This window comes from Microbacterium abyssi (assembly GCF_015277895.1).
Classification (GTDB): domain Bacteria; phylum Actinomycetota; class Actinomycetes; order Actinomycetales; family Microbacteriaceae; genus Microbacterium; species Microbacterium abyssi.
In genome coordinates, this window is record NZ_CP063815.1 from 1,847,598 (window position 1) to 1,864,084 (window position 16,487).

Below are 16,487 nucleotides of genomic sequence, written 5' to 3' on the forward strand. Positions count from 1 at the left end.
CGGCTCATCCTCACAGCGGCGCACGGCGCCAGCCCGTCTCGATCTGCTCGACCCGTCCCTCGAGGCTCAGGGTTCCCAGCAGCGCTCTCGTGCGCTCGACCGAGAGGCCGGCGCTGCGCGCGAGTTCGGCGGGCGGATGCGGTGTCCTGCTGCTCATCGCGTCGAGGAGGCGCGTCTGGTCGGGGTCGGATCTCGGTTCCGCACCAGGGTGATCGGCGTCGACACCCATCAGTTCGCGCACCTCTGCCGCATTCGTCACGCACTGAGCGTCGTACTCGCGCATCAGTCGGTGGCATCCCGCCGATGCGGCGGAGGTGACCGGCCCTGGCACGGCGCCGAGCGGGCGACCGAGGGATGACGCATGAGCTGCCGTATTGAGCGAACCGCTGCGCCACCCGGCCTCGACGACGACCGTGGCGGCGCCGAGAGCCGCGATGAGCCTGTTGCGCGACAGGAACCTGAACTTGGTCGGTGCTGCACCGCACGGCAGTTCGCTGACGAGAGCTCCGGATGATCTGATGCGCTCGAACAGCTGCAGGTGGCCGGCCGGGTACGCACGATCCACCCCGCCGGCGAGGAAGGCGACTGTTCCGCCACCCGCGCCGAGCGCGGCCCTGTGCGCGGACCCGTCGATGCCGTATGCACCGCCCGAGACGACCACGTTGCCGGTCGCGGCGAGGTCGCCCGCCAGTTCGGCGGCCACCGCATCGCCGTACGCCGTCGCGGCCCTGGCGCCGACGATCGACACCCGGCTGGGCGCGGCCAGGTGCGCAGGATCTCCACGCACCCACAGCACGGCGGGTGCGTGATCGCCGAGGTCGTCGAGAGCGCCGGGCCATTCGGCGTCCCCCGGCAGCATCAGCCGCGCCCCGACCTCCGCGGCACCGCGCAGCGCGTCACCGATCGCGCGTGGCTGCGCCCTGGGGAGCCAGCGACGACGTCCGTCCTGGATCGTCTTCTCGGCCAGCCCGAAGCTCTCGTCCGACAGCCCGAACCGGAGCGCCTCGACAGCGCCCAGCTGCGAGATCAGCGCACCGGCGACGCCGTCGCCCGGCTCGGCCAGCACGCTCCACGCGACGCGTGCGAGCGTCGTCGCCGGATCGTGGCCGGGCCGAGCCGCCGCCGCTGCCTTCCGGATCCCGCCGTCGCCCAGCAGTGCATCGATCATGCGATCAGTCCTCTCTTCAGGAACAGCGCGCGGCCCAATTCTTCGGCGCCGGGCGTCTCCTCCCCGGCGAGGTCGGCCATGGTCCATGCCAGGCGCAGCACCCGGTCGTACCCGCGCAGAGTGAGCTGCCCGCGCTCGAGTGCGCGGTCCAGCGGGGCGCGGATCTCGCGCGGAAGCCGCCGCTCCCCCTGACGCAGCCACGCACCGGCGACCTCGGCGTTGAGCGTCCATGGCGTGCCCGCCCAGCGTTTCGCTGCCCGTGCGCGCGCCGCCGCGACCTGCGCCGCGGCATCCGCGCTCGTCACGGCTGCACGCTCAGCCGACGTCGCCCTGGACGCCGCCACACGCGCCACCTGCAGGTCGATGTCGATACGATCGCGCAGCGGACCGGACAGTCGCGCGGAGTACCGGCGGATGGCCATCGGCGGGCAGATGCACTCCGCGCCACGCACGCCGTAGTTGCCGCACGGACATGGATTCGTCGCCAGGACGAGTTGGAACCGGGCGGGGAAACGCGCGCGGAATCCGGCGCGATCGATCTCGATGGACCCGGACTCCAGCGGCTGACGCAGGGCGTCGAGCGCCACGCGGGAGAACTCGGCGGCTTCATCCAGGAACAGGATGCCGCGGTGCGCGCGCACGATCGCGCCGGGCCGCACGGCCCGCGACCCTCCTCCGACCAGTGCGGCGACGGAAGCGCTGTGGTGCGGCGCCTCGAACGGCGGCACATCGTCGAGCACGTTGATGACGGCGCCGGACAGCGACCGGACCGCGGCGACCTCGAGCGCCTCGTCCTCGGTCAGCGCGGGCAGTATTCCGGGGAGCCGCCGCGCGAGCATCGTCTTTCCCGCGCCGGGAGGGCCGCTCATCAGCATGTGGTGCCCGCCGGCGGCAGCGGCGATCAGCGCCTCGACGGCCTCCTCCTGTCCGACGACGTCCGCGAGGTCGAGCATCTCAGGCGCCGCCGCGGACGGTGCCTCGGCGATCACGGGTTCGACGTCGACGACGGGGACGTCCGCGCCGTGCCACATCGCGACCTCTGCCAGGGTCGTCGCCGCGCGCACCTGCATCCCAGGAACGAGTCGCGCCTCTGCCTCGTTCGCGTGCGGCACGATCACCCGTTCGAACCCTGCGCGCGACGCGGCGAAGACCGCGGGCAGGACACCGGGCACCGGTCTAACTCGCCCGTCCAGCCCGAGCTCGCCGATGTGCACGGTGCGGGCGATGGACGCGGCATCCAGCACTCCCCCGGTCGCCACCGCCGAGATCGCGATGCCCAGATCGAACCCACTGCCGTGCTTGGGCAGGCTGGCAGGCGACAGGTTCACGGTGAGGCGGCGCCTGGTGAGCTCCAGCGCGGCATTCGTCACGGCGTTGTGCACCCGTTGCGCAGCTTCGCCCAGTGCTTTGTCCGGAAGGCCGACGATCTTGAACCCCGGCGTCTGATTCGACACATCCGCTTCGATCTCGACGAGGTGGCCGTCCACGCCGGTGAGTGCGACCGCCCACGTGCGGGCGGTCCTCATCGCAGGTCCACCAGGTGCTCGATCGTCGCTTCGGCCGGGTCGGCGCCGATGATGCCGATCACCTCGATGCGCAGCATCCGGCCCGCCGCGAGCTCGGCATGCGTCTTGCACCATGCGTACGCGAGCCGCCAGAGCCGCTCGCGCTTGCGCTCGTCGACCGCCTCGAAGGGGTGACCGAACGCGATCGAGCGCCTGGTCTTCACCTCGACGATGCAGAGGTTGCCGTCACGCTCAGCGACGATGTCGATCTCGCCCTGGGTGCACCGCCAGTTGCGATCCAGGATCCGGTACCCGCGCTCCGTCAGATGACGCGCGGCGCGATCCTCACCGTCCCGACCGAATTCGTCTTTCGCTGCCATGCCGACAGCCTGCACTCGGACCGCTGGCTGTCAGCCCCGGGAAACCACGACCTGTGCACAGGGCTCCGGCAGGGGCGAACTGTGGAGAGAAGTCACTTGCCGTCGAGCGAGAGTTCCTCGGGAAGCTCGAACTCGCGACGCTGCAGCTCCTCGACGTTGACGTCCTTGAACGTGAGCACGCGCACCGCCTTGACGAACCGGTCCGCGCGGTAGATGTCCCACACCCAGACGTCCGCCATCGAGATCTCGAAGTAGAAGTCGTGCTCGGTGTCGCGCCTCACGACGTTCACCTCGTTGGCGAGGTAGAACCGGCGCTCGGTCTCGACGACGTACTGGAACTGCCCGACGACGTCGCGGTACTCGCGGAACAGCGCGAGTTCGAGTTCGCGGTCGTAGTCGTCGAATGCCTCTTCATCCATGATGAGTCCATCCTATGAGTTCAGAAGAGGGTGGGCGCATCCGCGATCGCCCACGATGCGCGGTGGAACGGCGACAGTCCGGCGTCACGGATCGCGACGCGGTGCTCAGCGCTCGCGTATCCCTTGTTCCGATCCCACTGATACAGCGGATGCGCGCAGTGCAGCTCGCCCATGTGGGCGTCCCTGGTCACCTTCGCGATGACGGACGCCGCAGACACCGAAGCGCAGTCGCGGTCGCCCTTGATGACCGAGCGCACCTCCAACGGCGCGGGATGCGCGCGGGAGACGTAGTCGTGGTTGCCGTCCAGGATGACCAGCGCCCCGTCGAGCAGGGCACCCTGCGCGACGACGCCGTCGATCGCGCGCGACGCCGCGAGCCCCAGCGCCCGCATGATCCCGACCTCGTCGATCTCCGCCGCACTCGCCCAGCCGACGGCGGACGCCTGCACCCAGGCCGCCGCGCGAGCGGCGACGTCCGGCCGACGCTTCTCGGTCACGAGCTTCGAGTCGCGCAACCCCTCCGGGACGCGTCTGCGCGCACCGGCGGCATCCATCACTGCAGCGCCGACAGCGACAGGGCCGGCGAGAGCGCCGCGACCGACCTCATCGAGCGAGATGATCAGGTCGTATTCGGCGAGGAGCTTGCGCTCTAGCGTGAGCCGGGGAGCGGTGACGATCATCAGTCCGGCTCCGGGACGCCGTTGAACACGTCGTGGTGGCCGTCGATCGTGCCGATGCGCGGCAACGGCCACGTCGTCAGGAACGCCTTGCCGACGACATTGTCGAGCGGCACGAAGCCGCCACTTGGCAGATCCTGATGCGCGCGGGCATCCTGCGAGCGGTCGCGATTGTCGCCGAGGACCCAGATGGACTCCTCCGGCACGGTGACGTCGAAGGGCTCATTGGACGCTGCCGTGTCGCCCTCGGGGAGGCTGAGGTACGACAACTCGTCGATCGGGGCGTCGTTGATGGTGATCTGTCCTAGCGAGTTGCAGCACACCACATGGTCGCCGGGAAGGCCGATCAGGCGCTTGACGAGGTGATCCTCGCTGTCGGACGACGACAACCCGATGAGCGTCAGCAGTCCGTCGAACCACTCGAGAACAACGGGCCCGCGCGGCTCTTTCGCCTGCACGGGGAGCCATCCGCCCGGATCAGCGAACACGACGACGTCACCGCGCTCGTAGCCCGTCCAGCGGGGGGTGAGCTCGTCGACGAGGATGCGGTCGTTCACCAGCAGCGTCTTCTCCATCGACGCTGATGGGATGTAGAACGAGCGGACCACGAAGCTCTTCACCAGGAAGGACACCAGCGCCGCGATGACGATGATCACCAGGACGTCGCGCAGGAAGACCCAGAATCCGCGCCTCCGCTTCTGGGGGACGTCCGGGGCGGATTCAGTCGTCATCGCATTCCTTCACACAGGTCTTCGCACCGCGCAGTGACGGCCCTTCAAGGTTCGCACACTCCGGATGAAACGAAGCACCCCGGGACGCTGTGTCCCGGGGTGCTTCGTTGGAGAACGCGATCAGTTGTCGCGCTTCTCCTTGATCTTGGCCTTCTTGCCGCGCAGGTTGCGGAGGTAGTAGAGCTTCGCGCGACGCACGTCACCGCGGGTGACGACCTCGATGTGGTCGATCACCGGGGAGTGCACCGGGAAGGTGCGCTCGACGCCCACCTGGAAGCTGATCTTGCGGACCGTGAAGGTCTCGCGCACACCGTCGCCCTGGCGACCGAGCACGACGCCCTGGAAGACCTGGATGCGGGAGCGGGTGCCCTCGGTGATGTTGACGTGCACCTTGACGGTGTCACCGGGGCGGAAGTCGGGAATGTCGGAACGGAGCGAAGCCGCGTCGACGGCGTCCAGGATCTGCATGATCGTCTCTCTCTGCACTCGCCACAGGTCGGATGCATGGAATGGAAGGAATACGTGAAGTGTGTGCCGCACGGCGCATGATGCGAACGCGGACTCCCCTGAGGCAGAGTCGGTCACGGCACAAAGAACTATTCTGCCATGGATCCGGCATCCGGCCAAAACCGCTCAGCTGCCGGCGTCGGGCTTCTCCCTGATGATGAACACATCCGCGTCGGCGGGCGAACGCCGCGACGGCTCGGGCTCCGCATCCCTGGGCGTTGTCCCGAGGAACCGGATGCCGGGACCCGCCGTGCGGGCCTCGCCCCACAGCTGCCACAGCATCAGCCAGAACAGCGCGAGTGCGACGGCGATCGCACCAATGAGCAGGAGCGGGAACCACGCTTCCGGATAGCATCCGACAGCGATCGTGAGCGCGTGCCAGACGCCGAAGCCGAGCACATCCCACCACGACGCCGTACGGGTCTCCCTGGCGGACGGCCGCGCCCGCTGGAGGAGTGTCAGCACGAGCTGCCCGACGAACACGGAGGGGATCGCGATGAACAGCACCCACAGGAACGCCCAGCCGCCAGCATTGAAGATGCCCCAGCCGATCATCAGCCACAGCGGCAGCACGACCGCCGCCGGGAACATCCAGCGATAGAACGCGCGCCGCAACCACATACTCCGATCGTAGGCGTCGCCGCGCGGTTCAGCTCGGGTGTTCGCTGTGAGCGGGCGCCTGTTCCGATCAGGGAGAATGGTGGAGACGAGAGGAACACCATGATCGAACTGCGCACCCCGGCCGAGATCGAAGAGATGCGAGCTGCGGGACGTTTCGTCGCCGAGACCCTGGCGACGCTGCGCGAAGAGACGAAGGTGGGCACCAATCTGCTCACGATCGACCGCAAGGCTCACGATCTGATCCGCAAGGGCGGCGCGGAGTCCTGCTACATCGACTACGCCCCCTCGTTCGGCAACGGCCCGTTCGGCAAGGTCATCTGCACGTCGATCAACGACGCCGTGCTGCACGGACTCCCCCACGACTACACGCTGCGCGACGGCGACCTCGTCTCGCTGGACTTCGCGGTCGCCGTAGACGGCTGGGTCGCGGACTCGGCGGTCTCCTTCGTGGTCGGCACGCCTCGGGACGAGGATCTCCGGCTGATCGACACGACCGAGCGCGCTCTGGATGCCGCGATCGCCGCGGCGACCGTCGGCAACCGCATCGGCGACATCTCGGCGGCTGTCGCCCAGGTCGCCCACGGTGAGGGCTACTCGATCAACACCGACTTCGGCGGCCACGGCGTGGGTCGCACGATGCACGGCGACCCGCACGTCGCGAACGATGGTCGCGCCGGGCGCGGCTTCCCGCTGCGCGACGGCCTGGTCCTCGCGCTGGAGCCCTGGTTCCTCGCCACCACCGACGAGCTGCGCACCGACGAGGACGGCTGGACGCTGCGCAGTGCCGACGGCTCGCGCGGCGCGCACTCCGAGCACACGGTGGCGATCACCGCGGACGGCCCGATCGTCCTGACCGACCGCAGCTTCCTCGGCGTCAAGTAGACGCGCGCCGCCCCTCGCCCTCTCCCTCGCCCTCTCCCCCGCGAGAATTGCCTTGCCGCGCGACAATCGTGCTGGCACGGCAGTTCTCATCGGGCAGGTCAATTCTCGATCAAGTGGCGCGCTCCCACGCCGCGCGCGGGCCGGGGACGACGCGGAAGAGAGGGTGCGGGTCGGGCGCCGCGACGTCCTGCCAGCGGGCGAGGACCTCGGGGCTGCGGGTGGCGAGCTTGGCTTTCAAGTGCATCCACTCCAGCGTCAGTTGCCCGTTCGTGACATCGATCAGCGGCACGGCCGCCGACGGGCGTCGGATGCGAGTGCGATCGAAGCGATACCTGCGTGCATCGGCTTCGGCGGCGACGCCCTCGAGGTACGCGCCCACAGACGCGACCGGATCCTCCTGCGCCTGAAAGCGCTCGAGTTGCGGATGCCGCGTGTACCCGCGCGTCTCGCCGCAGAGAACTTTCTGCGCGAGCAGCGTCTCCCGCCAGCAGGCGACGAGCGCCTGCCGATCGAGGTAGCGCGGATGCACCGACCAGAGCCTCATCCGCCGGAACCGACCGCGCGGTACACGAAGACGTCGGTGATCATCGGCAGGGTGAACGTGTCGCGGCCGACGGTCGCCGGATCGGTGTCGAGGATGCTGTCGAGCCGGGCGACCATGTCGGTGCGGGTGTCTTCGTCAGCGGCAAGGAAGCTGCTGACCGTGAGCCAGCGGCGGATGTAGTCGGCACGGCTGATCTGCTCCGACCAGGAGGTCTCGGTGCGATGGTCGAAGGCGAACCCCGGCAGCTCGTCAGCAGCGGAGGCCGTCGTCGAATCGGCATCCTCAGTGACAGCCGGGTGCGCCACGCGGTGGCACGCGCGATCCCATGCGCACGTCGGATCGGAGTGGTTCCAGAGCAGCCCGAGCACGCCGCCCGGCACGAGCACACGCCTGATCTCGGCGCACGCGGCATCCCGGTCGAACCAGTGGAACGCCTGCGCCACCGTGACGGCATCCACCGCCCCGTCCGGCAGCGGGATGCTCTCCGCGCCGCCGGCCAGCGCCTCGACGGTCGGCAGCTTCACACGAAGCACCTCGAGCATCGTCGCGGATGGCTCGACGGCGGTCACGCGCTCGGCGCGATCCAGCAGCAGCGCGGTGAACTTGCCGGTCCCCGCGCCCAGATCGAGCACGGCATCCACGCCCTCCGGCAGGATCACATCAGCCGCGGCATCCGGGAACCCCGGCCGGTACCGGTCGTACTCCTCGCCGATGCCTTCGAACGCCTTCGCCAGCTCCTGGTCCACCATCCCTCGACGCTACCGCGCCACGAGCCGGCGCTACGCGAGCTCGATGAGGTCCTGGTACTCCTGGTTCCAGATGTCCTCGACACCGTCGGGCAGGATCAGCACGCGCTCGGGGTTCAGCGACTGCACCGCGCCGGGGTCGTGCGAGACCAGCACCACAGCTCCCTCGTAGTGCGCGAGCGCGTCGAGGATCTCCTCGCGCGACGCGGGGTCGAGGTTGTTGGTGGGCTCGTCGAGCAGCAGGAGGTTAGCCGACGACACCACCAGCGTCGCGAGCGACAGGCGGGTCTTCTCACCGCCCGAGAGGACGCCCGCGGGCTTGAGCACGTCGTCGCCCGTGAACAGAAACGATCCGAGCACGCGGCGCGCCTCGGTCTCGGTGATGTGCGGTGCCGCGGAGACCATGTTCTGCAGCACCGATCGATCGACGTCGAGGTTCTCGTGCTCCTGCGCGTAGTAGCCGACCTTGAGCCCGTGACCCGGCTCGAGCTGGCCGGTGTCGGGCTGGTCGACGCCGGCGAGCATGCGCAGCAGTGTCGTCTTTCCGGCACCGTTCAGGCCGAGCACGACCACCTTGGATCCGCGGTCGATCGCGAGGTCGACGTCGGTGAAGATCTCCAGCGACCCGTACGACTTCGACAGGCCGGAGGCCATCAGCGGCGTCTTGCCGCACGGCGCCGGCTTCGGGAACCGCAGCTTGGCGACCCGGTCGACCTCGCGCACGTCGTCCAGTCCCGCCAGCAGTTTCTCGGCACGGGCGACCATCTGGTGCGCGGCCGCGGCCTTCGACGCCTTCGCCCCGAAGCGGGCGGCCTGCTGCTGCAGCGAGGTCGCCTTCTTCTCGGCGTTCGCACGCTCCTTCTTGCGCCGTTCTTCGTCGGCTACCCGTTGACGCAGGTAGTTCTTCCAGTTCATGTTGTAGATGTCGATGTTCTGCCGGTTCGCGTCCAGGTAGAACACTCGGTTCACGGTCTCGCCGACGATCTCGACGTCGTGGCTGATCACGATCAGCCCGCCCTTGTAGTTCTTCAGGAACTCGCGCAGCCAGATGACGCTGTCGGCATCGAGGTGGTTGGTCGGCTCATCGAGGATCATCGTCTCCGCATCCGAGAACAGGATGCGGGCCAGCTCGATGCGACGGCGCTGACCACCGGAGAGGCTCTTCAGCGGCTGGTCGAGGATGCGATCGGGCAGTGAGAGGTTGTTGGCGATGGATGCCGCCTCCGCCTCGGCCGCGTAGCCTCCGAGTGATTCGAACCTCTCGGTGAAGTTCGCGAACTTCCGCATCGCCTTGTCGGCGATGGCGGCGTCGGTGGATGCCATGTCCTCGGCGGCCTTCGCCATGCCGAGCTGAATCGATCCCAGTCCTCGGGCATCCAGGATGCGGGTGCGTGCGAGCATCTCGGGGTCGCCTGAGCGAGGATCCTGCGGCAGGTATCCGAGCTCGCCGGACTTCGTCACCTTGCCGCCAGACGGCAGCAGGTCACCGGCGAGCACCTTGGTGAGGGTGGTCTTGCCGGCGCCGTTGCGTCCGACCAGGCCGATCTTGTCGCCGTCGGCGACGCGGAACGACACGTTCTCCATCAGGAGGCGGGCGCCCACGCGAATCTCGAGGTCGTGCACGGCAAGCACAGCGGAAGTCCGTTTCGTCAGGGGTTTGCGGCCGAACGGCCAGCCTCCCAGTATAGGTCGCCCGGCGATGCGTCTTCCCCGGGAAGACCCCTCTGAGGTATGACGCGGTCGATACCGCAGAGTGATGTGCCGGCATCCGCCTCGTACGTAGGTTCTCCTCGTGGACATCATCAACGAGCTCATCCTGCAGGCCGCCGCTTCTCCGTGGCTGTACCTCGTCATGTTCGCGACGGCCGTGATCGATGGCTTCTTCCCGCCGATCCCCAGCGAGACCGTCCTGGTCGCGGCGGCGGCGGTCGCGGCATCCACAGGCGGCACGAACCTGTGGTTGCTGTGCGCGCTCGCGGCGATCGGCGCGATGATCGGCGACAACATCGCCTACGCGATCGGCCGCTCCGTCGGCACGACCCGCTTCGCGTGGATGCGACGTCCCCGCGTCGCCGCGGCTTTCGCACGTGCCCAGAGCACACTCACCCGCAGCGGCGCGCCCCTCATCCTCGGCGCCCGCTACATCCCCGTCGGCCGGGTCGTGGTGAACATGTCCGCCGGAGCGCTCGGCTACCCGTGGCGCCGGTTCCTGCCGCTGAGCGCGCTCGCCGGCATCACCTGGGCGCTGTACAGCGCCGGCATCGGCATCCTCGCCGGCCACTGGCTCGAGGACCAGCCGCTGCTCAGCGCCGTCCTCGGCGTCGCGTTCGCCCTCGTCATCGGCCTGATCATCGATCGCGTGACGGCGTTCCGGCGCCGCCGCCGCGCACTGGCGGACGACGCCGTCATCGTTGTGCCCGCGGATGCCGTTCGCGAGGCCAGCCCGGCCGAGGTGGCAGGATGACTCCCATGAGGGCGAAGAAGGAGCGGAAAGAACGCAGGAAGAAGCCCTCCCGCCGTCTCCGGCTGTGGCCCCGCGACCGCACGACCGCGCTCGTGGTGATCCTCGCCGCCATCGCCGTCGTCCTGTACTCGGTGCTCGTACCCATTCACGCGGCAGCGTACGGCTCCCCGGTCGCCGTGACCATGACACTCGGACTCGCGGCGGTGGGCGCTCCCCTGGTGTCGGTGCGGTATCCGAACCTCGCGATCATCCTGTTCACGGCATCCAGCGTGCTCATCCCGCTCATGGTGGCGCGCGATGCGGCGGTCGGCGCGCCGTGGCCGTGGTCGGTGCCCATGCTGATCGCCTTCGCCGTCGTGGTGGCCGCGATCACCTTCCGGCACGGCTGGCGCCCCGGGCTGATCCAGCTCGTGCTGGGCACGGCCGCAGGAGTGACGGCCGCCGTCATGCTGCCGTCCGTCCCCAGCGGCAACTCCCTCATCGTGACGACCTCGATCGTCAGCGGTGTCTACCTCGTCGCGGTCCTGCTCGCCGGACGCCTACGTCTGGGCGAGGAGCTCACCCGCGAACGCGCGCACACCGCGAAGGAGCAGTCCCGGCGCGAGCTCGTGGAAGAGCGCACCCGCATCGCACGCGAGCTGCACGATGTGGTGGCGCACAGCATGTCGCTCATCCAGGTGCAGGCGTCCACCGCGCGGTATCGCGTCCCCGACCTCGCGTCCGAGGCCGCGTCCGAGTTCGACGACATCGCCGCGTCCGCGCGCGGCGCCCTCACCGAGATGCGGCGCATCCTCGGCGTGCTGCGCACCGAGGACCAGACCGCCGAGCTCGCGCCGCAGCGCGGGATCGACGATGTTCCGGCGCTCGTCGAGACCATCCGTCGCGCCGGTGCCGCGGTGTCGCTGAGCCAGGCGGTCAGCGACGAGGTGTCGGCGGCGACGCAGCTCGCCACGTACCGGATCACACAGGAGGCGCTGAGCAACGCCGTCCGGCACGCCCCCGGGTCGCCGATCTCGGTATCGTTGATGGCGGATGACACGGACGTGACCGTCACGATCCGCAACGAGTACGACGGCGAACCGGCCGGCAGTCCCGGTGGCCATGGGTTACGGGGCATGACAGAGCGCGCGACACTGCTGGGTGGCACCGTGACCGCTGGCCCGGATGCCGCGGGCTTCTGGATCGTGACGGCGCGGATGCCGCGGCATCCGATCACGCCGGCCACGGAAGGACCGCAGTGACGATAGAAGTCCTCATCGCCGATGACCAGGCGATGGTGCGCGCGGGCTTCGCGGCGCTCCTGGATGCCCACGAGGGCATCACCGTGACAGGGCAGGCGGCCGACGGACTGGAGGCGGTCTCGCTCGCCGCGCGACTCGACCCGGACGTGATCCTGATGGACGTGCGGATGCCGCAGCTCGACGGCATCGAGGCCACTCGCCGCATCCTGGGCCCCTCGTACCCCGCTGCCAAGGTGCCGCGCATCCTCATGCTCACCACGTTCGACATCGACGACTACGTGTACGACGCGCTCCAGGCGGGTGCGAGCGGCTTCCTTCTCAAGGACGCCCTTCCCGACGAACTCGTGCACGCCGTGCGCGTGATCGCCGCGGGAGACGCGCTGCTGTCGCCGAGCGTCACACGCCGCCTGATCGCGCAGTTCGCCGCGCAGAAGCCGCGCGCCACGGCATCCGCGCATCTGCTCGCCGATCTCACCGACCGCGAGCGAGAGGTGCTGGTCCTCATCGGGCAGGGCCGCTCGAACGGCGAGATCGCGAGTGCGCTGTTCATCGCGGAACAGACCGTGAAGACGCACGTCGGCAAGGTGCTCGCGAAGGTCGGCGCGCGCGACCGCGTGCAGGCCGTGATCTTCGCGTACGACACCGGCCTCGTCGAACCCGCCTGACCCCGCACTGCCGCACCCTACGACGGTACGGGTCGCGACGGCACCGCGGGGTGATGTGCCCGCTGACGCCGCGTCCGTAACCTCCTCGGACACCCACCGAGGAGGAAACCATGGCCATCGCCGAACTGCGGCCCGTCAGCATCCCGTCTCGCGAGTCCCGGCCGGCCCGGGACACCGGGATCGATCTCGTCCGCGCGCTCTGTGTGCTCGGCGTCGTCGTCCTGCACGCGATGATGGTGGGCGTCACGGTGACGGATGCCGGTCCCCTGTTCGCCAACGCGAGCGAGGGCTCCTGGTGGATCACGCCGCTGAGCTGGATGCTGCAGGTGATGCCGCTGTTCTTCGTGGTCGGCGGCTTCGCCGGGTACACCTCCTACGTGCGGGCACGTCAGCGCGGTGGAACGCCGGCGGCGTTCGTGGCGGGCCGGATCCACCGCCTCCTGTTGCCGGCCGTGTGCACGATCGCCGTGGTCGGCATCGCGCTCACCGCCCTGCTGCTGCACGGCGTCCCCGAGGAGCTGGTCGGCATCGCCGGTTACCGGTTCGGCCAGCCGCTGTGGTTCCTGGGCGTGTTCCTGCTCTGCCAGGTACTGCTCCCGGCCCTCGCCGCCGCGCACGAGCGGGCGCCGGGCCGCACGATCGCGCTGCTCGTCGCGGCGGCGGTCGTGGTGGACGCCGTGCGCATCGGGACAGGCGCGGATGCCGTCGGCATCCTGAATCTCGCGTTCGTGTGGCTCGCGCTGCAGCAGCTGGGCTTCTTCCTCGCCGACGGACGCATCGGCGCGCTCACCCGCCGCACGCGGGCGATCATCGGCCTCGCCGCTGTCGCGGGCCTGCTGCTCAGCGTCGCCTCGGGCGTGCACTCCCCCGACCTCATCGCGAACCTCAACCCGCCGACCACCGCGCTGCTGTTCGTCGGCGTCGCCCACACGATGCTGATGTCGTTGATGCGCGAGCGGCTGAATCGCTGGAGTCTCCGACCGTTCGGCATGCGCCTGCGCGGATTCGTGACGCCCAGGGCGATGACGATCTACCTGTGGCACATGCCCGTCCTGCTCGCCATGGCGGGCGCATCCGCCGTCTTCGCGATCGTCACCGGCATCGCGTTGCCCGAGCCCAGCAGCCCTGCCTGGTGGCTGACCCGGCCGCTGTGGCTGGCCGTCGCCTTCGCCCTGACCGGCGGCGTCGTGATGGTCTTCGCCCGGATCGAGGCGCGCTCCGCGCCCAGCCACACGGACGCGACCCCGCGTCTCGTGGGCGCCTCGGTGATCGGCATCGGCGCCGTCGTCGGTCTTCTCGTGCTCGGCGCCACCCCGATCACCGCGGCGATCACGGTGCTGCTGATGATCGCGGCCCTGCGGCTGGCGCGCACCCGGCGTCCGGCGAAGCTCGAGGCCGCGGCTGCTCAGCCGGGCTCTGCGCCGTGGCCGAGCCGGAGTCCCGGCAGCATCGCGAGCAGCATCACGCCGATCGCGAAGGCGAACACGAGCGGAAACGCCTCCGCACCGCCGCCCAGGGTCGCAACGCCCAGCCCTGCCAGGGCGACCGCGACCGCTGAGCCGGTGGCATCCGAGATCGACAGCGCCGACGAGTTGAACCCGGCGTTGCCCGGTGCCGAGTACGCCAGCGTCAGGACCGTGAGCCGCGGGTACAGCAGACCCATGCCGCCGCCGGCGAAGCCCCAGCCGATCACGATGATGACGGGGCTCGCGCCGGTGAGCGCCGTGATGAGCACGCTGACGAGCGCGAAGAGGATGAGTGCGAGGCTGACGAGCGCGATGCGCCGGTTGCCCAGCTTCTCGCCGTACCTCCCCTGGAGGGCGGATCCTCCTGCCCACGCGAAGGCCGCGAGCATCAGCGCGATTCCCGCCCATGTCGGGGTGAAGCCGAACTCCGCCATGAGCAGGTAGGGGATGTACGCCTCGGCGGCGAAGAACGCGCCGGCGACGAGCCCGCGCACGAGCACCACGCTCGGCAGGCCGCGCGCCGACCGGAGCGTTCCCTTCGGCAGGAGCGGCACGACCGAGAAGCCGATGATCACCAGCGCGATCAGGGCCAGTGGCCAGCCGAGCGCCGGCGGAGCGTCGGCGGACAGCCCGACCGCGACGGCTGCGACCGCGACAACGACGGCCAGCAGCAGGCGCCTGCCGAGTCCCGCGATGCCAGCGCTGTCGCCACCGCCGAGGTCGAGGGCACGCAGGCGCACGGCGATCATCAGGAAGGCGATGGCCGTGAGCACAGCGACGCCGAGGAAGGCCCAGCGCCAATCTAGGAATTCCGCGACGGCTCCGGCGAGAAACGGTCCGATCATGGCGGGCACGACCCAGGCCGCGGCGAAGGCCGCGAAGATCCGCCCGTGCAGGTGCGGCGGATAGAGCCGCGCGACGACCACGTACAGCGCCACGGTCTGCCCGCCTGCACCGAGGCCCTGCACGAGCCGGCCGATGAGGAACTGCTCCATCGTGAACGCGAAGCCCGAGATCAGCAGCCCTGCGATGAACAGCGACACCGCCGCGTACAGCGCACCGCGCGGACCGCGCGCATCCGACCACGCACCGCATGCGACCATGCCGATGACACTCGTGGCAAGCGTCCCCGCGAATGCGACCGCGTACAGCGCCTGTCCGTCGAGGGCCGCGCTCACGACCGGCATCACCGTGGTGACCGCGAGGGCTTCGATCGCGCCGAGGAAGATCAGGGCGATCGCGCCAGCCGTGACCCAGATGCGTTCTCGGTCCCAGATCGACGCAGCGGCCGGGACGCTCATGCGTCGTGCGGCTCGCGCGCCTGCAGTGCGCCGATGCGGGCGATGGCCTCGGCGATGATCTCCGGGCTCGTGCCGAAGTTCAGCCGCACGTGACCGGCTCCCTCGGCCCCGAAGGCGGGTCCGAAGTGCAGCGCGACCTTGGCCTCACGGAGGATCCGCTTGGAGGGATTCGCACCCCAGCCGAGGCCGGTGAGATCGATCCAGGCGAGATAGCCGGCGTCCGGCATCCGATAGCGGGCGTCGGGGAGATGCTCTGCGAGCAGGTCGGCGACGAGGCGACGGTTCTCGTCCAGCGTCGCGAGCAGGCCGTCCAGCCATTCGTCGCTCTCCTCCGAGAACGCCGCGACGGCCGCGAGCATGCCGAACTGCCCCGTGCGCCACTCGACCTCGATCGGCAGAGACTTCACGACACGCGTCGGGCCGTCGGATGCCGTGGCCATGAGCGCGCACTTGAGCCCCGCGAGATTGAACGCCTTGCTCGCGCTGACCACGGCGTAGCCGATCTCGCGCGCGGCATCCGACACCGCGAGGAATGGCGTGAACCCCGCGTCCGGCTGCGCCAGAGGCGCGTGGATCTCGTCGGAGACGACCGCCGCATCGTGAGCGGTGGCGAGTTCGGCGAGTGCCGCGAGGGAGGCTGCCGAATGCACGGTGCCGGTCGGATTGTGCGGGCTGCAGAGCAGGATGGCCCGTGCACCGTCTTCGAGGGCCGAGCGGATGCCGTCGAGATCGATCTCCCAGGCCGTCCCGGTGTCGCACAGCGGCACGCGCTCGACGACCGCGCCGGCTTCTTCGACGAGTTCGTAGAAAGGCGGGTAGACGGGCGGCATCACGATGACGCGTTCGCCCGGTGAGGTCACGCGGCGCAGGATCTCCACGATGCCCATGCTGACGTCGGCCGTCGAGCGCATTCGTGCGGGATCGGGCGCCCAGCCGAACCGGCGCTCTGCGAACTCCGCATAGGCTGCGGCGAGCGGCGTGCGGGAGGCGACGTAGCCGGTGTCGCCGGTGCGCACGGCGCGCTCGAGCGCACGCGTGATCGCCGGGGCGAGCGGGAAGTCGGTCTCGGCGACGAACAGCGGCAGGACGTCTGCGGGGTACTCCCGCCACTTCTCGCTGGTGCGCTCGCGGAGCTGCTCGAGCGCGAGCGCGCGAACCGGCGTGCTCACG

At 69.7% G+C, this 16,487-nt stretch carries 17 protein-coding genes and 1 pseudogene; 5 read left to right on the top strand and 13 right to left on the bottom strand.

Annotated elements, in window-relative coordinates:
- Positions 1 to 10: 10 nt before the first annotated feature.
- The 8 genes from dprA to IM776_RS08995 form a co-directional block, all read right to left on the bottom strand.
- Positions 11 to 1,168, bottom strand: a complete 1,158-nt coding sequence (gene dprA, locus IM776_RS08960; RefSeq protein WP_194419735.1) for a DNA-processing protein DprA — start codon at positions 1,166 to 1,168, stop codon at positions 11 to 13.
- The gene (locus IM776_RS08965; protein WP_194419736.1) at positions 1,165 to 2,694 is read right to left on the bottom strand and encodes a YifB family Mg chelatase-like AAA ATPase; all 1,530 of its coding nucleotides are present in this window, start codon (positions 2,692 to 2,694) and stop codon (positions 1,165 to 1,167) included. Before IM776_RS08965 ends, dprA begins: the two co-directional genes overlap by 4 nt.
- Entirely contained in the window at positions 2,691 to 3,053 is a 363-nt protein-coding gene (locus tag IM776_RS08970) for a YraN family protein (RefSeq protein WP_194419737.1), read from the bottom strand. Before IM776_RS08970 ends, IM776_RS08965 begins: the two co-directional genes overlap by 4 nt.
- Positions 3,054 to 3,145: 92 nt before the next feature.
- The gene (locus IM776_RS08975) at positions 3,146 to 3,472 is read right to left on the bottom strand and encodes a DUF2469 family protein (protein WP_194419738.1); all 327 of its coding nucleotides are present in this window, start codon (positions 3,470 to 3,472) and stop codon (positions 3,146 to 3,148) included.
- 20 nt (positions 3,473 to 3,492) lie between these two features.
- Positions 3,493 to 4,152, bottom strand: coding sequence for a ribonuclease HII (locus tag IM776_RS08980; RefSeq protein WP_194419740.1), 660 nt, complete (start codon positions 4,150 to 4,152; stop codon positions 3,493 to 3,495).
- Positions 4,152 to 4,880 (bottom strand): signal peptidase I, encoded by a 729-nt coding sequence (gene lepB / locus IM776_RS08985; protein WP_194419741.1) that lies wholly within the window; start codon positions 4,878 to 4,880, stop codon positions 4,152 to 4,154. Before lepB ends, IM776_RS08980 begins: the two co-directional genes overlap by 1 nt.
- Before the next feature lie 120 nt (positions 4,881 to 5,000).
- Positions 5,001 to 5,348 carry a 50S ribosomal protein L19 gene (rplS, locus tag IM776_RS08990; protein ID WP_194419743.1) on the bottom strand — a complete coding sequence of 116 codons (348 nt, stop codon included), beginning with the start codon at positions 5,346 to 5,348 and terminating at the stop codon, positions 5,001 to 5,003.
- 165 nt (positions 5,349 to 5,513) lie between these two features.
- Positions 5,514 to 6,008: an MFS transporter permease gene (locus IM776_RS08995; protein ID WP_194419744.1), complete on the bottom strand. Its 495-nt coding sequence runs from the start codon at positions 6,006 to 6,008 to the stop codon at positions 5,514 to 5,516.
- Between the two features lie 99 nt (positions 6,009 to 6,107).
- Here IM776_RS08995 and map point away from each other — a divergent pair, with 99 nt between their 5' ends.
- Positions 6,108 to 6,890 carry a type I methionyl aminopeptidase gene (map, locus tag IM776_RS09000; RefSeq protein WP_194419745.1) on the top strand — a complete coding sequence of 261 codons (783 nt, stop codon included), beginning with the start codon at positions 6,108 to 6,110 and terminating at the stop codon, positions 6,888 to 6,890.
- Positions 6,891 to 6,999: 109 nt separating this feature from the next.
- On the opposite strand, the gene IM776_RS09005 is transcribed toward map, so the two are convergent.
- Genes IM776_RS09005 through IM776_RS09015 form a run of 3 tightly spaced genes read right to left on the bottom strand, consistent with a single transcriptional unit; the run spans position 7,000 to position 9,812 of the window.
- Positions 7,000 to 7,434: a pyrimidine dimer DNA glycosylase/endonuclease V gene (locus tag IM776_RS09005; RefSeq protein WP_194419746.1), complete on the bottom strand. Its 435-nt coding sequence runs from the start codon at positions 7,432 to 7,434 to the stop codon at positions 7,000 to 7,002.
- Positions 7,431 to 8,183 carry a class I SAM-dependent methyltransferase gene (locus IM776_RS09010; RefSeq protein ID WP_194419747.1) on the bottom strand — a complete coding sequence of 251 codons (753 nt, stop codon included), beginning with the start codon at positions 8,181 to 8,183 and terminating at the stop codon, positions 7,431 to 7,433. The genes IM776_RS09005 and IM776_RS09010 overlap by 4 nt, the downstream gene beginning before the upstream one ends.
- A gap of 30 nt (positions 8,184 to 8,213) precedes the next feature.
- Positions 8,214 to 9,812, bottom strand: coding sequence for an ABC-F family ATP-binding cassette domain-containing protein (locus IM776_RS09015; protein ID WP_194419748.1), 1,599 nt, complete (start codon positions 9,810 to 9,812; stop codon positions 8,214 to 8,216).
- Between the two features lie 160 nt (positions 9,813 to 9,972).
- Here IM776_RS09015 and IM776_RS09020 point away from each other — a divergent pair, with 160 nt between their 5' ends.
- The 4 genes and pseudogenes from IM776_RS09020 to IM776_RS09035 all read left to right on the top strand — a co-directional run.
- Positions 9,973 to 10,644 (top strand): DedA family protein, encoded by a 672-nt coding sequence (locus IM776_RS09020; protein WP_194419749.1) that lies wholly within the window; start codon positions 9,973 to 9,975, stop codon positions 10,642 to 10,644.
- Positions 10,645 to 10,649: 5 nt separating this feature from the next.
- Positions 10,650 to 11,885 (top strand): sensor histidine kinase, encoded by a 1,236-nt coding sequence (locus tag IM776_RS09025; RefSeq protein ID WP_194419750.1) that lies wholly within the window; start codon positions 10,650 to 10,652, stop codon positions 11,883 to 11,885.
- Positions 11,882 to 12,550, top strand: a complete 669-nt coding sequence (locus tag IM776_RS09030; RefSeq protein WP_194419751.1) for a response regulator — start codon at positions 11,882 to 11,884, stop codon at positions 12,548 to 12,550. The genes IM776_RS09025 and IM776_RS09030 overlap by 4 nt, the downstream gene beginning before the upstream one ends.
- A 110-nt stretch (positions 12,551 to 12,660) precedes the next feature.
- Positions 12,661 to 13,734 (top strand): annotated as a pseudogene (locus IM776_RS09035) (acyltransferase family protein); the annotation flags it as partial.
- 221 nt (positions 13,735 to 13,955) lie between these two features.
- On the opposite strand, the gene IM776_RS09040 reads toward IM776_RS09035, so the two are convergent.
- Both IM776_RS09040 and IM776_RS09045 read right to left on the bottom strand, forming a co-directional pair.
- The gene (locus tag IM776_RS09040) at positions 13,956 to 15,317 is read right to left on the bottom strand and encodes an MFS transporter (RefSeq protein WP_194419753.1); all 1,362 of its coding nucleotides are present in this window, start codon (positions 15,315 to 15,317) and stop codon (positions 13,956 to 13,958) included.
- Positions 15,314 to 16,486, bottom strand: a complete 1,173-nt coding sequence (locus tag IM776_RS09045; RefSeq protein ID WP_194419754.1) for a MalY/PatB family protein — start codon at positions 16,484 to 16,486, stop codon at positions 15,314 to 15,316. Before IM776_RS09045 ends, IM776_RS09040 begins: the two co-directional genes overlap by 4 nt.
- Position 16,487: the final 1 nt, after the last annotated feature.